Source organism: Mesorhizobium sp. B264B1B, assembly GCF_020165765.1.
Lineage (GTDB): Bacteria > Pseudomonadota > Alphaproteobacteria > Rhizobiales > Rhizobiaceae > Mesorhizobium.
Genome location: NZ_JAIUIS010000001.1, coordinates 211,140 through 228,690, shown reverse-complemented (window position 1 = coordinate 228,690; position 17,551 = coordinate 211,140). Strand labels below are relative to the sequence as shown.

Here is a 17,551-nt window from a genome sequence, read left to right as displayed (position 1 = left end):
GACAGACGCGGCGCCCGGCATTTCACTCACTTCTTCGCGGCCAGCACAGCCGCCTGGGCAATCCAGTCGTCGCGCACGATACGGCCGTTGAACGACAGGTAGTCGTCGACCCAGGCGATCTCTTCGGGCGACCAGTCGGCGATCTGGCGGAACGTCCATATGCCGAGCCCGTTGAGCACCGTCTCCAGCTTCGGGCCGATGCCCGATATCTTCTTGAGATCCGAAGGCTTCGCCGGCCTCTCGATAGCCTTGGGCTGCCGGAAATCCTCGGGCAGCAGCACATCCGAAAGCTCGTCCGCTGACCGCCCCGCCTGTGCCGCCGGCACCGTGGTGGCGGCCTCCCTGGCGGCAATGTCGGTGACTTCCTGCGCGAAGGACTGCGCCTCCGCAATCAGGGTCTTGGCCGTCGCCCGCGCTCTGGTGGATGAAAGGCTCGCATCCTCGAATTGTTCCACGCGCGCCTCGAAATCCTCGATGAGCGGCTGCATGAGGCGTTGCGACGCCTCGGCTGCGCCCGACAGCGCGCCCAACCAGACGCCGAAAGCGTGGTTGGCGAGCCCAAGTCCCAGAGCCGACATCGCCGCCGCGCCCGCGACAGGGTGCGCCAGAAGGTTGACGGCGCCGGCCATCTCCTTCGGCATCATCCTGGTCAGGTCCTGGTTCATCTTCTCGATCTGGTCCAAATTGGGCATCAACGGGTGGGGTGTCGAATACGGCGCCATAGAATTCTCCTGGTCGTTTCTTCGTTCGCCCCGCCCCGTTCTTCTCGCTCCGGGCTATCGCCATTCAATGCTTCTCTATTCCGCCGCCACCAACACCGGCTCGGCCCGGTGCGCGTTGCGCGAAAACTCGTCGATGCGCCGCTCCACCTCGCCGCGGAAGTGCCGCATCAGGCCCTGGATCGGCCAAGCGGCCGCGTCGCCCAGCGCGCAGATCGTGTGGCCTTCGACCTGCTTGGTCACGTCGAGCAGCATGTCGATCTCGCGCTTCTGCGCCTCGCCGCGCACCAGCCGTTCCATCACCCGCCACATCCAGCCGGTGCCTTCACGGCACGGCGTGCATTGGCCGCAGCTCTCATGCTTGTAGAAGTAGGACAGCCGCGCGATGGCTTTGACGACATCGGTCGACTTGTCCATGACGATGACGGCCGCCGTGCCGAGGCCGGATTTGAGGTCGCGCAGCGCGTCGAAATCCATCGGCGTATCGATGATCTGCTCGGCCGGCACCAGCGGCACCGAGGCGCCGCCAGGAATGACCGCCAGAAGATTGTCCCAGCCGCCACGGATGCCGCCGCAATGCGTCTCGATCAGCTCGCGGAACGGGATCGACATCGCCTCTTCGACGGTGCACGGATTGTTGACGTGGCCGGAGACGCAGAACAGCTTGGTGCCGACATTGTTGGGCCGGCCGAAGGATGAGAACCAGGCCGCGCCCCGACGCAGGATCGTCGGCGCCACAGCGATCGATTCGACGTTGTTGACCGTCGTCGGGCAGCCATAAAGGCCGACATTGGCCGGAAATGGTGGCTTCAGCCTGGGCTGGCCCTTCTTTCCCTCGAGGCTTTCGAGCAGCGCCGTCTCCTCGCCGCAGATATAAGCCCCGGCGCCATGGTGCATATAGACGTCGAAATCGTAGCCTGAAGTGTTGCCCTTGCCGATCAGCTTGGCCTCATAGGCCTCGTCGATGGCACGCTGCAGCGCCTCGCGCTCGCGGATGAACTCGCCGCGCACATAGATGTAGGCCGCGACCGCGCCCATGGCGAAGCCGGCGAGCAAGGCGCCTTCGACCAGCGTGTGCGGATCGTTGCGCAGAATGTCGCGGTCCTTGCAGGTACCGGGCTCGGATTCGTCGGCATTGATGACGAGATAGCTCGGCCGGCCGTCACTCTGCTTGGGCATGAACGACCATTTCAAGCCGGTCGGGAAACCGGCGCCGCCGCGGCCGCGCAGGCCCGACGCCTTCATCTCGTTGACAATCCACTCGCGCCCCTTGGCGACGATGCTGGGCGTGTTGTCCCAGGCGCCTCGCGCCATTGCGCCGGCCAGCGACTTGTCGAAGAGGCCGTAGATGTTGGTGAAGATGCGGTCTTTGTCCTGAAGCATTGTTCGTCCCTCAGACCGGCTTCTTGCCGAAGACGCGGATATATTCGGCGACGCCGCCCTTGGCGAGCGCCTTGGCCTGCTTGACCCAGTCGTCTCGCTCGATGCGGCCGCGGAAGGAGAGATAGCTGTCCACCCACTCCCGTTCGGCCTTCTTCCAAGACGCAACCTGGGCGAAGGTGAAGATGCCGAGCGAATGCAGGATGCTCTCGGTCCTCGGGCCGACGCCGGAGATCAGCTTGAGATCGTCGACCAGCGCCGGCCTGGCGATGCCGGCCGGCCGGTTCTTGTCTTCCAACGAAGGCTTGGCCGCTTTGGCGGGAAGCTTGGTTTCCGGCGACTTGAACGCGGAAGCCGGCTCAGCCTTGTTCAGGGGGCCGCTGCGCGGCTTCAAAACTTTCTCGACCTCGGGCGCCGCCTTGTTGGCGTTTGTCGCCGAGTGGCGGGGAGCCGCGACGCTCGCCGCTTTTTCCGTTGCCGACGCGACCTTGGCCGGCGACGGCGTTTTCAGCGCCGGGCTGGTTTCAGCCGCATCGGTTTTCGGCTTGCTGGCATTGGACGGCGCGACAGGGGTGGCGGCCGGCGTTGGCACCGGCGCCGCGATGATCGCGTCGGGTGCCGCCTTGGCGGCCTTGGCGGCTTCCCTGGCCTCCCTGTCACGGGTCGACTTGAGGATCGCCTTCTCGCTTTTCAGCGTCGTGAGGCCGGCGGCCGGCTCCGAGCCGGTGCGGCCGTTCTGCGGCCCCGGCGTCACCGAGGCCCCCTTGCCCGCATCGTAGAGATCAATGATTTCGGCCAGCCGTTCCGGCGTCAGGTCTTCGAACGTGTCCTTGAAGATCATGACCATCGGCGCGTTGACGCAGGCGCCGAGGCATTCGACCTCTTCCCACGACAGCGTTCCCTTGTCGTTGGTGTGGAACTGGTCATGGTGGATCTTGGAGCGGCACACGTCCATCAGCGCTTCCGAGCCGCGCAGCATGCAGGGCGTGGTGCCGCAAACCTGGATGTGCGCCCGCGTGCCGACAGGATTCAGCTGGTACTGCGTGTAGAAGGTCGCGACCTCGAGCCCGCGGATGCGCGGCATGCCGAGCATGTCCGAAATCGTCTCGATCGCCGCCTTGGTGACCCAGCCTTCCTGCTCCTGCGCCAGCATCAGCAGTGGAATGATCGCAGACTGTTCCCGGCCCTTCGGGTACTTCTTGATCCATTGCTTGGCCGCGGCCGCGTTCGCCCGGTTGAAGGCGAAGGATGCTGGCTGGACGCTGGCTTCTGCGAGACGACGGACTGACATTTAGCGATCGACCTCACCAAACACGATGTCGAGGGAGCCGAGGACGGCGGTGACGTCGGCCAGCATGTGACCGCGGCACAGGAAATCCATGGCCTGGAGATGCGCGAAACCGGGCGCGCGCAGCTTGCAGCGATAAGGCTTGTTGGTGCCGTCGGAGACCAGATAGACGCCGAACTCGCCCTTGGGCGCCTCGACCGCCGCATAGACCTCGCCGGCCGGCACGCGGTAGCCCTCGGTGTAGAGCTTGAAGTGGTGGATCAGCGCTTCCATCGAGCGCTTCATCGCCTGGCGCTTTGGCGGCACGACCTTGCCGTCGAGGTTCGACACCGGCCCGGCGCTTTCCTTGCCGAGCAGGAGATCGATGCACTGGCGCATGATCTTCGCCGACTGGCGCATCTCTTCCATGCGCACGAGGTAGCGGTCGAAACAGTCGCCGTTCTTGCCGATCGGAATATCGAAATCGAGCTCCGAATAGCATTCATAGGGCTGCGATCTGCGCAGGTCCCAGGCAGCGCCCGAGCCGCGCACCATGACGCCGGAAAAGCCCCAGGCCCAGGCGTCGGCCAGCGAAACCGTGCCGATATCGACATTGCGCTGCTTGAAAATGCGATTGCCGGTCAGCAACTGATCGAGGTCGTCGATCGACTTCAGGAACGGATCGATCCACTTGCCGATGTCCTCGAGCAGCTTCTGCGGCAGGTCCTGGTGAACGCCGCCCGGACGGAAATAGGCGGCATGCATGCGCGAACCCGAGGCGCGCTCATAGAACACCATCAGCTTTTCGCGCTCGACGAAGCCCCACAGAGGCGGCGTCAGCGCGCCGACGTCCAGCGCCTGCGTCGTCACATTGAGGATGTGCGACATGATGCGGCCGATCTCGCAGTAGAGCACGCGGATCAGCTGACCGCGCTTCGGCACCTCGATGCCGAGCAGGCGCTCGGCGGCCAGTGCGAAGGCATGCTCCTGGTTCATCGGCGCGCAATAGTCGAGCCGGTCGAGATAAGGCACTGCCTGCAGGTAGGTTTTGTGCTCGATCAGCTTTTCGGTGCCGCGATGCAAGAGCCCGATATGCGGATCGACACGATCGACCACTTCGCCGTCCAACTCCAGAACCAATCTCAAAACACCATGCGCGGCAGGGTGTTGCGGTCCGAAGTTGATGTTAAAATTGCGGACGGAGGTTTCAGCCATTACTGCTTTGCCTTCTCATCCCCTGGCAGCACGTAATCGGTGCCTTCCCACGGGGACAGAAAATCGAAATTGCGGAATTCCTGCTTCAGTTCCACCGGCTCGTAGATGACGCGCTTGGCTTCGTCGTCGTAGCGCACCTCGACGAAGCCGGTCAGCGGGAAATCCTTGCGCAGCGGGTGACCGTCGAAACCGTAGTCGGTGAGGATGCGCCGCAGATCGGGGTGGCCCGAAAACAGCACGCCATAGAGATCGTAGGTCTCGCGCTCGAACCAGTCGGCGCCGGGATAGACGCCGGTGATCGACGGCACCATCGTCTCCTCGTCGGCCTGCACCTTGATGCGGATACGCACATTCTGCTTCGGCGACAACAGGTGATAGACGACGTCGAAGCGCTTGGCCCGCGACGGATAATCGGCGCCGCAGACATCGATGACCGAGATGAATTGGCAGCGCGGATCGTCGCGCAGGAAAGTCACCACTTCGATCAGATCGCGCGGTTCGACATGGATGGTGAGTTCGCCATAGGCGAACACTGCTTCATTGACGCGGCCAATCAATTTTTCGCCGAGATAGGTCGACAGTTCGCTCAGGGATGCGGCCATGGATTTACCGTTCGATCGTGCCGGTGCGGCGGATCTTCTTCTGCAGCAGAAGAATGCCATAGAGCAGCGCTTCGGCGCTCGGCGGACAGCCGGGCACATAGATGTCGACCGGCACGATGCGGTCGCAGCCGCGCACCACCGAATAAGAATAGTGGTAATAGCCGCCGCCATTGGCGCAGGAGCCCATCGAGATGACGTAGCGCGGCTCCGGCATCTGGTCGTAGACCTTGCGCAGCGCCGGGGCCATCTTGTTGGTCAGCGTGCCGGCAACGATCATGATGTCGGACTGGCGCGGAGACGCGCGAGGAGCAACACCGAACCGCTCCGAATCGTAGCGCGGCATCGAGGTGTGGATCATCTCGACGGCGCAGCAGGCGAGGCCGAAGGTCATGAACATCAGCGAGCCGCTGCGCGCCCAGGTGATCAGCGCCTCGGTCGAGGTGACGAGAAAGCCCTTGTCGGCGAGTTCGTTGTTGATTTCGAGGAAGAACGGATCATCGGACCCAACCGGCCTGCCGGTATTGGGATCGATCAGACCCTTGGGCTTCGGCGCGACGAGCGTGCCGGAACTGTCGCTCAATCCCATTCGAGCGCTCCTTTTTTCCATTCATAGGCAAAGCCGATGGTCAGCACCGCCAAAAACACCATCATCGACCAGAAACCGAGCATGCCGATTTTCGAGAACGACACCGCCCACGGAAACAGGAAGGCCACTTCCAGGTCGAAGATGATGAACAGGATCGACACCAGGTAGAAGCGGATGTCGAACTTCATACGGGCGTCATCGAACGAGTTGAACCCGCATTCGTAGGCGGAAAGCTTTTCCGGGTCGGGATTGCGATAGGCCACCAGGAACGGCGCCACGATAAGCGCGACGCCGACAGCCGCCGCCACTGCGATAAACAGGACGATGGGCAGGTACGAACTGAGAAGTGCGTTCATGCTGCGGCTTTCCGTTGGCGCCAATCCATTTTGATTACAGCACCAGACCCTATTGCGGAAGCGTGACAGTTTAACCGCTGAACCGTTTTAAGGGGCCTTTGCTGCAACGCGGCGAGGGTTAGCGCAGCGCTTCCGGCGAAGCAAGTCAAACCTTGTTCAAAACACTGGCCTGGACGGCAGAAGGGAAGAAACTGGTCCGATCCGCTCCTGTTTGATTTCCTTCGCTTTTTACTCCACTTTTCTCTCCTGACAGAGTTGCCGCCAAAACCCTGCTAGCATGGCCGGAATCAACCGTCCGAACGACGCTCAACAAGCCATCAGAGTCGCATCCGAATGAAGGAAAAGATCTCGCTTGCCACGGCCCGGCGCATCGCGCTCGCCGCCCAAGGGTTCACTGATCCCCGCCCCGCCGGCACGCCCGACCGACGCCACTTCGCCCGCGTGCTCTCGCGCACCGGCCTGCTGCAGATCGATTCCGTCAGCGCGGTGGTGCGCGCTCACTACATGCCGCTCTACTCGCGCCTTGGCCCCTACCCGTTCGCCTTGCTCGACAACGCCGCCGTCACGCGCAAGCGCACGGTTTTCGAATACTGGGCGCACGAGGCTTCCTTCCTGCCGGTCGAGACCTATCCCCTGATGCGTTGGCGCATGCAGCGCGCGGAGCGTGGCGATGAAATGTATCTGGGTCTCGCCAAATGGGGCCGCGAGCACGCCGCCTATATCGAAGAGATCTACCGCGAGGTCGCGGAGCGCGGCCCGATCGCCGCCTCCGCGCTCGAAGGCCAGAAAGGGTCCGGCGGCTGGTGGGGCTGGAGCCACGCCAAGCATGCCTTCGAATGGCTGTTCTGGGCAGGACGCATCACCACCGCGCACCGCCGTGGCTTCGAACGCTTCTATGATTTGCCCGAGCGCGTACTGCCGCGGGCGATCCTCGATCTGCCGGTGCCGTCTGCCGAGGACGCGCATCGGGAATTGCTGCGGATATCCGCCCGCGCTCATGGCGTCGCGACAGCAAGCGACCTGCGCGACTATTTCCGCCTGTCGCCGGCCGACATGAAGGGCCGGCTGGAGGAGCTGGTTGAAACAGGCGAGCTGGTGCCGGTGCGTGTCGAGGGCTGGAACAAACCGGCTTACCTCCATAAGGAGGCCCGTATTCCACGAAAAATCGAGGCCCGCGCCTTGCTGGCGCCGTTCGATCCGGTCGTTTTCGAGCGCTCGCGCACGGAGCGGCTGTTCGATTTCCACTACCGCATAGAAATCTACACCCCTGCCGAAAAACGGCAATACGGCTATTACGTCCTGCCGTTCCTGCTCGGCGACAGGATCGTGGCGCGCGTCGACCTCAAGGCCGACCGGCCGGCCAGCGTGCTACGCGTCCACGCGGCCTATGCCGAGCCCGGCGCGCCGCCTGAAACCGCCGCGCAACTCTTCCAGGAATTGACGCAGATGCAGGGCTGGCTCGGCCTCGAACGGATCGAGGTTACGCCCGCCGGCGACCTTGGGCAGCCGCTCGCCGACATTGCCGTGTCGTAGACGCGCGTTGACACCGCCGCCTGCAAGAGCCTAAATCCATTCCAGACGGTCTCCTCTCGGCAAAGGGAGGAGCCAAGAGGGAATGCGGTGCGAAATCTCGATTTCAAATCCGCGGCTGTCCCCGCAACTGTAAGCGACGAGCCAAGGCCGAAAACCACTGGGACGGTCCCGGGAAGGCGGCACGAAGGCGATGACCCGCGAGCCAGGAGACCTGCCGTCTGAGACATAAGAATCCGATCGCCCGGCGGGTTTTCCGGGCAAGGAGCCCGATTTGGAACGCGACAGCAGTTTCCCGGCTGAAACAGCGGACATTTTGTCTGGCGATAGCGACTTGTCTGGCGATAGCGACGCCTTGGCCGGCGTCACTGTCATCATCTGCGCTTCCTGCCGCGACGAGACCGGTTCCGATGCCCATCCCCGCGCCGGCGAAGTTTTGGCTCAAGATACGCGCCAAGCCGCAACGGCCGACAATGTCCGTGTCCGCACCGTCGAATGCCTCGGCAACTGCAAGCGCCGTCTCAGTGCCGCGATTCTTCGCGACGGCTGCTGGAGTTATGTCTTCGGCGACCTGAACATCGCCAGCGGCGCCGATCTCGTCACCGGCGCGAAACTCTTCGCCGCTTCGACCAACGGCCTCATTCCGTGGCGTGGTCGCCCGGATTCCCTCAAGCGCGGCCTCGTCGCCCGCATTCCTCCCCTCGACATGCTGAAGGACTGATCATGACCGCCGCAGTTTCCGCCGCCACTCTCTCCCGCGTCCCCTGTACCGTGGTCACCGGCTTCCTGGGTGCCGGCAAGACCACGCTGGTCCGCCATCTCCTGGAGAACGCGGGCGGCAAGCGGATCGCCATCATCGTCAACGAATTCGGCGACATCGGAATCGACGGCGAGATCCTCAAGGGCTGCGGCATCGACACCTGCCCGGAGGAAAACATCGTCGAACTGGCCAATGGCTGCATCTGCTGCACCGTCGCCGACGATTTCGTCCCGGCGCTCGACCAGATCCTGTCGCTGACGCCGAAAGTCGACCACATCCTGATCGAGACCTCAGGTTTGGCTCTGCCCAAGCCGCTGGTCCAGGCCTTCCAGTGGCCGACGGTGAAGAGCCGGGTGACAGTCGACGGCGTGATCGCCGTGGTCGACGGTCCGGCACTCGCCGAGGGGCGCGTCGCCAACGACATGGACGCCCTGCAGGCGCAACGCGCGCAGGACCAGACACTGGACCATGACGACCCCGTCGAGGAGGTGTTCGAGGACCAGATCGCCTGCGCCGACCTCATCATCCTGTCGAAGAGCGACCTGATGGATGCCGCAGGTTCGGCTCGCGCCAACGCCATCATTGGCGAACACTCCGCCCGCGCCGTGAAGGTCGTGCCGACGGCTCATGGCAAGGTCGATCCGTCTGTGCTGCTCGGGCTAGGCCTCGCCGTCGAGGACGACATCGAGAACCGCAAGTCCCATCATGACGGCGCCTTCGACCACGAGCACGACGACTTCGATACGTTCATCGTCGACATCCCCTCGATCGCCAACCCGGACGACCTGGCAAAGCGCGTCGCCACCGCCGCCGAACAGGAGAACGTGCTGCGGGTGAAAGGCTTCGTCGAGGTCGGCGGCAAGCCGATGCGGCTGTTGCTGCAGGCGGTCGGTCCGCGCGTCAATCATTATTATGACCGCGCCTGGACGGCTGACGACGACCGCCGCTCGCGCCTGGTCGTCATCGGCCTCAAGGGGCTGAACCGCCCGGCGATCGAGCATATCCTCGCCGGCTGAGGCAACACCGACCGCGATGCACATCCTCACCACCACATCCGCCTCGCTCGACGATCTCGCCGAGCCGGTCGATCTGCGGCAGACGCCGGCGGAAATGGTGGCGCTGTCCTTCACGGACAGCGACCTGGCCGGACTGGCAGCGGCCTGGAAAGGCGACGCCGATCGGCTGCCCACGATGCGGCTGGCCGCGCTGCGCGACCTGCGCCACCCCATGTCCGTCGACCTCTGGATCGACAGCGTCGCCCGTCACGCCAAAGTCATTCTGGTGCGTATTCTCGGCGGTTACGAGTGGTGGCGCTACGGCTGCGACCAGTTGGCCGTGGTTGCCCGTGAGCGCGGCATAAAGCTGGCACTGCTTCCCGGTGAAAGCCACGACGAGGATATCAGGCTGATCGAAGCCTCGACGCTGCCGCGCGAGGAACTGGACGGGCTGCTCAATTATTTCCGCCAGGGCGGCCCGGCCAATATGAGCGCGCTGGTGCGCAGGCTGGCGCGGTTGGCGGGGTCTGATGGCGAGATTGCCGAGCCGGTAAGCGTGCCGAAAGCCGGGTTTTATGAGCCGGGGCGCGGAGTCGTGGAGAAGCCGGACTTATCGAATGTCGGCATTCCGTCACACCCCCCTCTGTCATACCGGACATCTCGCCTGCGAGGGGGGAGATCAGCTGTCATCAAAGCCGGCTCCTCTTTTGTTGCGTCAGAAAAGGATGTGTTTGCACCATCTGAAAGGGGCAAGAACGTCGATGACGGGGCAATCTCCCCCCTTGCGGGGGAGATGTCCGGCAGGACAGAGGGGGGTGTGACGGGACTCGACGTTGACAACATCAATGCTCGCACCATTCCCGTCCTCTTCTACCGCTCGATGCTGCTCGCCGCCGATGTCGCGCCGATCGACGCGCTTTTCGAGGCGCTACGGCAGCGCGACATGCTCCCCGTCCCCATCTTCGTCTCCAGCCTGAAAGACCCGGAATCTCTGGCTTTTGTTGAAACCGCGATTGCCCAGCTCAAGCCCGCCGCCATCATCACCGCGACCGCTTTCGCGTCCGGCGCCGAACCCGGCGTCGAAACCCTGTTCGACCGCGCCGGCGTTCCCGTCTTCCAGGTCATCGTCGCCACCACCCGCCGCGACGTATGGGAGAAGAACCAGCGCGGGCTGGCGCCCGCCGACCTCGCCATGCATGTCGTTCTGCCCGAACTGGACGGCCGCATCCTCGCCGGCGCCGTTTCGTTCAAGGGCGAAAGCGAGACCGACCCGGCGCTCGGCCACCGCGCCTTTGCCAACCGGCCGGAGCCCGATCGCGTCGAACAGGTGGCGGACCGGGTCGCGGCCTTCATCAGGCTTCGGGAAACGCCGCGCGCCGAGCGCAAGCTCGCCATTCTGATCCCCGATTACCCAAGCGCTCCCGGCCGCACCGGCTATGCGGTCGGGTTGGACGTGCCGTCCAGCGTGCTGGCGATGCTGCACGACCTCAAGGAACAGGGCTATGCGGTTGAGGGAATTCCCCAAACGTCGCGTGCGTTGGTGGATGCGCTGGAGCGCGGCAAGGCTGGGTTGGAGTTGGATGAGTACCTTGCCTTCTTAACGGAATTGCCGGGCGCAGCAATTGCTGCCGTAGAAGCAGCTTGGGGCAAAGCCGAAGGCGAGACAGGTTTGCGCGAGGCACCCCCCTCTGTCCTGCCGGACATCTCCCCCGCAAGGGGGAAGATTACGCCGTCATCTCTGTCTTCGCCAATCTCCAACGTTGCAAGAGTAGCTCCAGCGTCGAAACTGCCAATCTCCCCCCTTGCGGGGGAGATCTCCGGCAGGACAGAGGGGGGTGTTCAAGCGCTGCCCGCCGCCAAATTCCCCTTCCGCGCCGCGACCTTCGGCAACATCACCGTGGCGCTGGCTCCAGACCGCGGCCGCTCGGCCGACCGCCGCGCCGACTATCACGACCCGACGCTGCCGCCGCGCCATGCATTGCTCGCCTTCGGCCTGTGGCTGCGCAAATTGCTCGGCGTCCATGCGCTCATCCATGTTGGCGCGCATGGCACGCTGGAATGGCTGCCGGGCAAGACGGTTGCGCTTTCGCAAAGCTGCTTCCCCGAGATCGTCACCGGTCCCCTGCCCGTCATCTATCCCTTTATCGTCTCCAATCCCGGCGAGGCGGCGCAGGCGAAGCGGCGGATCGCCGCCGTCACGCTCGGCCATCTGCCGCCGCCGCTCACCGGCGCCGGATTGGACAAGAACCAGCACAGGCTCGAACGGCTGGTCGACGAATACGCCCAGGCTGACGGTCTCGACCGCCGCCGCCGCGACCGTCTGGCCAGTCTGATCGTCGAAACCGCGCAGACGACGGGCCTCGCCGCGGAGGCCGGCGTTGCCCGCACCGACGCGCCGGACGAGGCCCTGCGCCGCATCGATGCCTGGCTCTGCGACCTGAAGGATTTCGCTATCAAGGATGGGCTGCATGTCTACGGCCGCGCGCCCGACGAAGAGCCCGACCTTATGCGCCGGCAAAGCGCCAAGGCCGAAAAGGCCGCCCTTCTTGCCGCGCTCGACGGTCGCCATGTCACCGCGGGCCCGGCCGGCGCGCCCGCGCGCGGGCGTTCCGACGTTCTGCCCACCGGCCGCAACCTGTTCACGTCGGACCCGCGCGCCATGCCGACGCCGACGGCTTACGACATCGGCAAGGCTGCCGCCGAGGAAGTGGTGCGCACCTATATGCAATCGCATGGCGACTGGCCGCGCTCGCTGATCATCGACCTTTGGGGTTCGGCGTCTTTGCGCACCGGCGGCGAGGAGATCGCGCAGGGGCTTTCGCTGATGGGCTGCCGCCCGCAATGGGATGCCGCCACAGGTCGCGTCACCGGCATCGAGGTGTTGGCACCGGCAGCGCTTGGCCGCCCGCGCGTCGACGTCACCTGGCGCATATCGGGCCTGTTCCGCGACATGTTCCCGACCCAGATCGCGCTGATCGATGCCGCTGCCAACGCCGTTGCCGCGCGCGACGAGGACGATTCGGAAAATCCGCTCGCCGCAAGGACCCGCGCCGAGGGCAAGATCAGCCCGCGCATCTTTGGCACCTCGCCTGGCACTTACGGCGCTGGCGTCGAGGAAATCCTGTCGAGCGGCGACTGGGCGGCGCGCGAGGAAATCGGCCGCGCCTATCTCGATGCCACATCGCATGCCTATGGCGGCGCCGGCGGTGAAGGGATCGCCGCGCCCGGCGCTTTCGAGAACCGCATCGCCGAGGCCGATCTTCTCGTCCACACCGGCGACGATCCCGGCCGCGACATCCTCGAAGGCTCCGCCGATGTCGCCTTTATCGGCGGCTTTTCGGCCGCCCTTGCAGCGCTTGGCAGGAATGCCGACGTTATCGTGCTGGACACGACGGACCCGCAGAGGCCGAAGCCGCGTTCACTTAGTGAGGCTGTGACGCGCGTCGTGCGCGCCCGCGCTGTCAACGCCCGCTTCATAGCGGGCCAGATGCGCCACGGCCCTCGCGGCGCCTCGGAATTCGCCGAAACCGTCGACCGGCTGGTTGGCTTCGCCGAAACCACGCAGGCCATACCGGGCGCGCTGATAGACGCCGTGCACGATGCCTATCTCGGCGATGCGGACGTCCGCGCCTTCATCCTGCGCGAAAACCCGGCCGCCGCAAAAGCCATTGCCGAACGCCTCCTGTCGGCGCGACGGCGGGGCCTCTGGCATCCCTTGCGCAATTCGATCGACGACGACCTCGCGGCACTGATTGCCGAGGCACGGGAGTTGGCGGCATGAACGCCTACTCCCGCCGCGGCGCCTGCCCGGCCCTTTCGGCGCCGATGCAGACCGGCGACGGCCTGCTGGTGCGGCTCAACCCGGTCGCCGGAGGATTGTCGCCGAAGCTTCTGATCGGACTGGCAGAATCCGCCCTGCGGCACGGCAACGGCATCATGGAAGTGACAGCGCGCGGCAGCTTGCAAATACGCGGATTGACCACGCAAAGTGCAACCCTGCTGGCGAAGGAAGTCGATGCGCTGGGCATTGTGGTCCGCACTGGCGTACCAGTGGAGACCGGACCACTGGCCGGCATCGATCCGCAGGAGATCGTCGACCCCAGGCCGCTGGCTGATCGGATCAGGGAAGCGGTCGAGGACGCCGGGCTGTCGCAGCGGCTCGGGCCGAAGGTTTCGGTCGTTGTCGACGGTGGCGGGCAACTGACGATGGATGCTGTGACGGCCGACGTGCGGCTGAAGGCGGTGAGCACCGAGGCGGGAATCCGCTGGCGGGTGTCGGTTGCCGGTGACGGGCGGAATGCAAGGCTGCTCGCGGTTGCTGATGAAGGTGTGGCTCGTGATATAGCCGTCGCGGCTCTAAGGATGATCGCCGAGAAAGGCCGCGATGCTCACGCAAGGGATTTGTCGGAGCGGCAGTTGGTGTCTCTGGCGGGTTGGCTATGCCTGACAAGTTTGCGCGAGGCGCCCCCCTCTGTCCTGCCGGACATCTCCCACTCAAGGGGGGAGATTACGTGGTCACCGACGGTTTCGCCAATTTCCGGTGCTGCTAAAGAAAAGCCGACGTCGAAGCCGCCGATCTCCCCCCTCGAGGGGGAGATGTCCGGCAGGACAGAGGGGGGCGCCTCGCGCAAACCTATCGGCCTTTTCCCCTTAGCCGGCGACGTCCCCACTCTCGGCATCGGTCTCCCCTACGGCAGCATGCCCACCGAAAGGCTCATCGCCCTCGCTCAAAGCGCCGTCACTCTCGGCACGTCAGAAATCCGCCTCGCCCCGGGCCGCGCCCTGCTCTTCCTCGGCCAGCCACCAGCCGCCAATCCTTCCCTCCAGCAAACAGCCGCCACCCTCGGCTTCGTCACCGCCCCCACCGACCCGCGCACGCGCATCGCTGCTTGTCCCGGCGCGCCGGCTTGCGCCTCGGGTCGCATCGCCACGCGCGACATTGCCGAGGCGATCGCCACCGAAAACGCCGATAGTCTTGACTTCACCTTGCATGTTTCTGGCTGCGCCAAGGGTTGCGCGCATCCCGGCCCAGCGGCGCTGACCGTGGTCGGCGGCGAAAATGGAGCCGGACTTGTCGTGAACGCGACGGCAAAGGCCCTTCCTGCCGGTTACAGGCCGGGCTATGACGCCGCGCGCGGCATCGGCCGCGTCGCGGCGGCAATCCGCAGCGCACGCTATCAGGGCGAGACCGCCGCCGCCTGCCTGACGAGGCTGGGGCCGGCCGGCATCGCAGAGGCTTATCGACAGGAATGACAATGGTCGCCTACGACTACATCCACGACGGCACGGCGATCTACGAACGCTCCTTTGCCATCATCCGCGCCGAGGCTGATCTCGCGCGCTTTTCCGAAGCAGAGGCCGATGTCGCGGTCCGCATGATCCATGCCTGCGGCCAAGTGGAAGCCGCCAAGAATTTTGTCTTCTCCAGCGATTTCGTTTCCGCCGCACGGGCCGCGCTTGCCGCCGGCGCGCCGATCTTCTGCGACGCCGAAATGGTGTCGCACGGCGTCACCCGCGCCCGTCTGCCTGCCGGCAACGAGGTGATCTGCACCTTGCGCGACCCGCGCACGCATGAAATCGCCAGGACGATCGGCAACACACGTTCTGCCGCCGCGATCGACCTGTGGGGCGAGCGCATCGCCGGTTCGGTGGTGGCCATCGGCAATGCGCCGACCGCACTCTTCTATCTTCTGGAGAAGCTGCGCGACGGTGCGCCGAAACCGGCCGCCATCATCGGCATGCCGGTGGGCTTCGTTGGTGCCGCCGAATCGAAGGACGCGCTGGCGCAGAATTCCTACGGCGTACCCTATGCAATCGTGCGCGGCAGGCTTGGCGGCAGCGCCATGACCGCGGCAGCCCTCAATTCTCTCGCGAGGCCCGGCCTGTGAACGCGCTCCCCAAAACCGGCTCGAGGGGCCGCCTGGTCGGCGTCGGTACCGGTCCCGGCGACCCGGAACTGTTGACGCTGAAGGCCGCGCGTGCGCTGGCCGAGGCCGATGTGGTGGCGTATTTCGCCAAGCGCGGCAACAACAGCAATGCGCGCGCCATCGTCGAGACGCGCTTCCGGCCCGACATGCTGGAGCTGCCGTTGCTCTATCCCGTGACCACGGAGATCGACAAGGATCACGACGATTACCGCGCGCAGATATCGGCCTTCTACGAGGAGTCCGCCGAGACCGTTGCCGGTCATCTGGATGCCGGTAGGATGGTCGCCGTGCTGTCGGAAGGCGATCCGCTCTTCTATGGCTCCTACATGCATCTGCATGTGCGCCTCGCCCATCGTTTTCCGACCGAGGTCATTCCCGGCGTTACCGCCATGTCGGGCTGCTGGTCGGCGACCGGCCTGCCGATCGTTCAGGGCGACGACGTGCTGACCGTGCTGCCGGGCACGATGAGCGAGTTCGAACTGACCCGGCGCCTCGCCGACACCGATGCCGCCGTCATCATGAAGGTCGGCCGCAACCTGCCCAAAATCCGGCGGGCGCTGGAGGCCACCGGCAAGCTGACACGCGCCGTCTATGTCGAGCGCGGCACCATGCCGGGCAGCGTCTCGATGCGGCTCACCGACAAGCCGGACGACAAGGCGCCCTATTTCGCCATTGTGCTCGTCGCCGGCTGGTCCGGACGCCCTGTCGCGTCGGCGGGTGGCGCATGAGCGGCCGCCTCACTGTCATCGGGCTCGGACCTGGCAACGCCGATCAGGTGACGCCGCAGGCGAGCCACGCCGTCGCCGAGGCAAGCTTCTTCTACGGCTACAAGCCCTATCTCGACCGGCTGGAATTGCGCCCGGACCAGACCCGCATCGCCTCCGACAATCGCGAAGAGCTTGCCCGCTCCAACGAGGCGCTGGCGAAGGCGGCCGAAGGTCACAATGTCGCCGTCGTCTCCGGGGGCGATCCAGGCGTCTTCGCCATGGCGGCGGCCGTCTGCGAGGCGATCGAAGCCGGCCCCTCCGAATGGCGCGCCATCGACCTCGCAATCGTGCCTGGCGTCACCGCCATGCTCGCTGTCGCTGCCCGCATCGGGGCACCGCTCGGCCATGATTTCTGCGCCATCTCGCTGTCCGACAATCTGAAGCCATGGGACTTGGTCGAACTGCGCCTGCTGGCGGCCGCCGGCGCCGGCTTCGTCATCGCGCTTTACAATCCCATCAGCAAGGCGCGCCCCTGGCAGCTTGGCCGCGCCTTCGAATGTCTGAAGGCCATTCTGCCGGGCACCACGCCCGTTATATTCGGCCGTGCCGCAGGCCGGCCCGATGAGCGCATCGAGGTGTTCCTGCTGGCGGATGCCGATGCCGACAAGGCGGACATGGCAACCTGCATCATCATCGGTTCGCCGGAAACCCGGATCATCAGGCGCGGTAACAGGCCGGCGCTGGTCTACACGCCGCGCTCTGCGGCAGGCTCGACAAGATGATCGACCATGTCGGCAAGCTGATCGACGGTCGCAGCCGAAGGGATCTCCGGCAGCACAGGCCTGCGCACCATGACGACGTCGAGGCCAAGCGCCCGCGCCGCGGCGATCTTGCCATAAGTCGCCGCGCCGCCGCTGTCCTTGGATACAACGATGTCGATACCGTGCCGCTGGAGCAGCGTGCGTTCCTCCGCCTCGCGAAACGGCCCGCGCGCCAGGAGATAGGTGGCATCGGGCACTGCCAGCTTCGGCTCGACCGGATCGACGCTGCGGATGAGATAGTGGTGCTGGGGCGCGGCTTCGAAAGCCGCGACCTCCTGCCGGCCGAGAGCCAGGAATACACGGCGCGGCGCCGGTCCAAGCGCCTGCACGGCATCGCCTGTCGTATAGACCTGCGTCCAGCGATCGCCCTCGACAGGCTCCCAGCCGGGACGGCGCAGAGCGACGATCGGCACCCCAGCCATGCGCGCGGCCTGCGCCGCATTGGCGGAAATTCGCGCCGCGTAGGGATGCGTGGCGTCGATCAGCAGCTCGATGCTTGTCTCCTTGAGATAGGCGGCCAGACCATCGGCGCCGCCAAACCCTCCACTGCGTACCGGCACGCCCTGCGTCACCGGGCTTTCGGTGCGGCCCGCCAGCGACAGCATCACCGAGTAACCGGCTGCCAGTTTTCCAGCCAGTTGCCGGGCTTCGGTGGTTCCGCCGAGGATCAGAATGCGGTGGGTCAT

At 65.2% G+C, this 17,551-nt stretch carries 16 protein-coding genes and 1 riboswitch; of the genes, 8 read left to right on the top strand and 8 right to left on the bottom strand.

Annotated elements, in window-relative coordinates; all coding sequences use genetic code 11:
* Positions 1–26: 26 nt before the first annotated feature.
* The 7 genes from LB547_RS01060 to LB547_RS01030 form a co-directional block, all read right to left on the bottom strand.
* Entirely contained in the window at positions 27–722 is a 696-nt protein-coding gene (locus LB547_RS01060; RefSeq protein ID WP_140495581.1) for an NADH-ubiquinone dehydrogenase, read from the bottom strand.
* A gap of 75 nt (positions 723–797) precedes the next feature.
* The gene (gene nuoF / locus LB547_RS01055) at positions 798–2,102 is read right to left on the bottom strand and encodes an NADH-quinone oxidoreductase subunit NuoF (protein WP_140495580.1); all 1,305 of its coding nucleotides are present in this window, start codon (positions 2,100–2,102) and stop codon (positions 798–800) included.
* Positions 2,103–2,112: 10 nt separating this feature from the next.
* Complete coding sequence (locus LB547_RS01050; protein WP_140495579.1) at positions 2,113–3,390, bottom strand: NADH-quinone oxidoreductase subunit E; 1,278 nt, start codon at positions 3,388–3,390, stop codon at positions 2,113–2,115.
* Entirely contained in the window at positions 3,391–4,581 is a 1,191-nt protein-coding gene (locus LB547_RS01045) for an NADH-quinone oxidoreductase subunit D (protein WP_140495578.1), read from the bottom strand.
* On the bottom strand, positions 4,581–5,183 hold the full coding sequence (locus tag LB547_RS01040; protein ID WP_140495577.1) for an NADH-quinone oxidoreductase subunit C: 603 nt from the start codon (positions 5,181–5,183) through the stop codon (positions 4,581–4,583). Before LB547_RS01040 ends, LB547_RS01045 begins: the two co-directional genes overlap by 1 nt.
* A gap of 4 nt (positions 5,184–5,187) precedes the next feature.
* A complete protein-coding gene (locus LB547_RS01035) occupies positions 5,188–5,769 on the bottom strand; it encodes a NuoB/complex I 20 kDa subunit family protein (protein WP_140495576.1) in 582 nt (193 codons plus the stop codon).
* On the bottom strand, positions 5,760–6,125 hold the full coding sequence (locus tag LB547_RS01030; protein ID WP_140495575.1) for an NADH-quinone oxidoreductase subunit A: 366 nt from the start codon (positions 6,123–6,125) through the stop codon (positions 5,760–5,762). Before LB547_RS01030 ends, LB547_RS01035 begins: the two co-directional genes overlap by 10 nt.
* Positions 6,126–6,458: 333 nt before the next feature.
* On the opposite strand from LB547_RS01030, the gene LB547_RS01025 reads away from it, so the two are divergent.
* The 8 genes from LB547_RS01025 (at position 6,459) to LB547_RS00990 (ending at position 16,826) form a co-directional block, all read left to right on the top strand.
* Complete coding sequence (locus tag LB547_RS01025; protein ID WP_140631022.1) at positions 6,459–7,658, top strand: winged helix-turn-helix domain-containing protein; 1,200 nt, start codon at positions 6,459–6,461, stop codon at positions 7,656–7,658.
* Between the two features lie 29 nt (positions 7,659–7,687).
* Positions 7,688–7,892: riboswitch (cobalamin riboswitch) on the top strand.
* A gap of 37 nt (positions 7,893–7,929) precedes the next feature.
* The gene (locus tag LB547_RS01020) at positions 7,930–8,376 is read left to right on the top strand and encodes a DUF1636 family protein (protein ID WP_140495573.1); all 447 of its coding nucleotides are present in this window, start codon (positions 7,930–7,932) and stop codon (positions 8,374–8,376) included.
* Between the two features lie 2 nt (positions 8,377–8,378).
* Positions 8,379–9,431, top strand: a complete 1,053-nt coding sequence (gene cobW, locus LB547_RS01015; protein ID WP_140495572.1) for a cobalamin biosynthesis protein CobW — start codon at positions 8,379–8,381, stop codon at positions 9,429–9,431.
* Between the two features lie 16 nt (positions 9,432–9,447).
* On the top strand, positions 9,448–13,191 hold the full coding sequence (locus tag LB547_RS01010) for a cobaltochelatase subunit CobN (protein WP_140761003.1): 3,744 nt from the start codon (positions 9,448–9,450) through the stop codon (positions 13,189–13,191).
* Complete coding sequence (cobG, locus tag LB547_RS01005; protein WP_224655896.1) at positions 13,188–14,663, top strand: precorrin-3B synthase; 1,476 nt, start codon at positions 13,188–13,190, stop codon at positions 14,661–14,663. Before LB547_RS01010 ends, cobG begins: the two co-directional genes overlap by 4 nt.
* A gap of 2 nt (positions 14,664–14,665) precedes the next feature.
* Entirely contained in the window at positions 14,666–15,298 is a 633-nt protein-coding gene (locus LB547_RS01000; protein WP_140495569.1) for a precorrin-8X methylmutase, read from the top strand.
* Positions 15,295–16,065, top strand: coding sequence for a precorrin-2 C(20)-methyltransferase (locus tag LB547_RS00995; RefSeq protein ID WP_140521148.1), 771 nt, complete (start codon positions 15,295–15,297; stop codon positions 16,063–16,065). The genes LB547_RS01000 and LB547_RS00995 overlap by 4 nt, the downstream gene beginning before the upstream one ends.
* Positions 16,062–16,826, top strand: coding sequence for a precorrin-3B C(17)-methyltransferase (locus tag LB547_RS00990; protein WP_140495567.1), 765 nt, complete (start codon positions 16,062–16,064; stop codon positions 16,824–16,826). The genes LB547_RS00995 and LB547_RS00990 overlap by 4 nt, the downstream gene beginning before the upstream one ends.
* On the opposite strand, the gene LB547_RS00985 is transcribed toward LB547_RS00990, so the two are convergent.
* Entirely contained in the window at positions 16,790–17,551 is a 762-nt protein-coding gene (locus LB547_RS00985; protein ID WP_140761047.1) for a cobalt-precorrin-6A reductase, read from the bottom strand. The two genes, LB547_RS00990 and LB547_RS00985, sit on opposite strands and share 37 nt — an antisense overlap.